The organism is Flavobacterium sp. GNP010, assembly GCF_056428945.1.
Map to the genome: position 1 here is coordinate 1 of NZ_JBWJVK010000114.1, position 1,535 is coordinate 1,535.

The window sequence follows — 1,535 nt, forward strand, 5'->3', positions numbered from 1 at the left end:
CCCTGTTCGGATACATAAAAAAAGGATGCCACTTCCATCAGGGCTATCTAAAAATAGTATGTTCTCAATCACGATTTTCTAAAAATGTAATAGTCCAACTATTCGAATTAAGTTTACTTTTGCAGCATGATAAAATGGATAAACAAACTGCTTTCAATTGAAAACGCAGAAGATAATATACCCAATATGAAGAAATTTTTAATCGTAGGACTAGGCAATATCGGTGCAGAATACGTGAATACAAGACACAACATCGGTTTTAAAATAGTTGATTTTTTAGCAAAGAAAGAGAATGTCACTTTTGAAACCGTAAAACTAGGTGCACTAGCTAAATACACATTCAAAGGAAAAACTTTCTTCTTGTTAAAACCCAACACTTACATGAACTTAAGCGGTAAAGCCGTTCAATACTGGATGGATAAAGAAAACATACCATTAGAAAATATTTTCATTATTACAGATGATTTAAACCTTTCTTTTGGAACCGTTCGGATCAAACCAAAAGGAAGTGATGGCGGACATAACGGTTTAAAAAATATTAATCTTGTTCTGAACACACAAAACTATACGCGATTTCGCTTTGGAATCAGTGATGAATTCAAAAAAGGAAAACAAGTAGATTATGTTCTTGGTGAATGGGATGACGCAGAAAAACTGGCACTACCAGAACGATTAGAATTGACTTCAGAAATCATAAAATCATTTGGAACAGCTGGTTTAGAAAACACAATGACTGCTTTTAATGGAAAATAAAACCATTACTTTTCTGTATACCAACAAAATGGACTTTGAATTAATTTGTATTAGAGCGTAATAATAATTAAATTTAGTGCATCATTCAATGATTTATAGGAAAACAGCACTTTACGCCCCAAATTGTAAAAGCAATTAAAAAACGATACCATGAAAAAAATTACTTTCATACTACTACTTTGCCTATTTTTTTCAGCTCATAATTCGTTTGCGCAAGTAAACAACACTACCGAAGTTTCCCTTTTTGGCAAGAACAAAATTATCAAAACAGGAGAAGTCATTCGTTGCGCTAGCACGGAATATGAAGAATACTTGAAGTCTAAAAACCCCAATAGATTATCAAATTCCGAATTTGAACAATGGATTACTCCAAAAATTGCTCTTGAAAAAGAAAGAAGGAAAAATGCACCTAAAGGTTCCAGAGTCAATGCCGTAATCACAATTCCAGTTGTAGTACATGTTATTCATAACGGAGATGTAATAGGTACTGATGAAAATATTTTTGACGAGCAAATACTTTCGCAAATACAAGTTATAAACGAGGATTTTAGGAGAAAATCAGGAACACCCGGCTTTAACACAAATCCTGTAGGCGCAGATGTTGAGATAGAATTTGCTTTAGCAAAAAGAGATCCCTCTGGAGTTTTGACTAATGGTATTGACCGCGTTAACTTAGAACAAGTAAGTTGGTCAACCGATGATATAGATACCATGGTAAAGCCATTAACTATATGGAATCCTGATAAATACTTGAATATTTGGGTTATTAAATTTGAAATAAG

At 33.1% G+C, this 1,535-nt stretch carries 2 protein-coding genes; both read left to right on the top strand.

Annotation, left to right across the window (positions count from 1 at the left end; genetic code table 11):
• Positions 1 to 126 precede the first annotated feature (126 nt).
• Positions 127 to 753 carry an aminoacyl-tRNA hydrolase gene (gene pth / locus AC061C_RS15735; RefSeq protein WP_478291957.1) on the top strand — a complete coding sequence of 209 codons (627 nt, stop codon included), beginning with the start codon at positions 127 to 129 and terminating at the stop codon, positions 751 to 753.
• Positions 754 to 903: 150 nt separating this feature from the next.
• Positions 904 to 1,535: zinc metalloprotease (locus AC061C_RS15740; protein WP_478291958.1), on the top strand; the 632-nt coding region annotated here is incomplete at its 3' end.

What these genes read in the sequence shown, in the direction of transcription:
- pth (WP_478291957.1), top strand. Translation starts at nt 127, where the DNA reads ATGATAAAATGGATAAACAAACTGCTTTCAATTGAAAACGCAGAAGAT.